Below are 232 nucleotides of genomic sequence, written 5' to 3'. Positions count from 1 at the left end.
CAGCGAAGAAGGCCGCACCTGCCAAGAAGGCAGCAGCACCGGCAAAGAAGGCCGCTCCCGCCAAGAAGGCAGTAGCAGCGAAGAAGGCCGCACCTGCCAAGAAGGCAGCAGCACCGGCAAAGAAGGCCGCTCCCGCCAAGAAGGCAGTAGCAGCGAAGAAGGCCGCACCTGCCAAGAAGGCAGCAGCACCGGCAAAGAAGGCCGCTCCCGCCAAGAAGGCAGTAGCAGCGAA

At 63.8% G+C, this 232-nt stretch carries 1 pseudogene; it reads left to right on the top strand.

Annotated elements, in window-relative coordinates:
- Positions 1-232 (top strand): annotated as a pseudogene (locus tag ARADN35_RS28365) (hypothetical protein); the annotation flags it as partial.

This window comes from Acidovorax radicis N35 (assembly GCF_000204195.1).
GTDB lineage: Bacteria > Pseudomonadota > Gammaproteobacteria > Burkholderiales > Burkholderiaceae_C > Acidovorax > Acidovorax radicis.
Note: the sequence above shows the minus strand (reverse complement) of the source record. Positions and strands in the feature narration are given on the sequence as shown.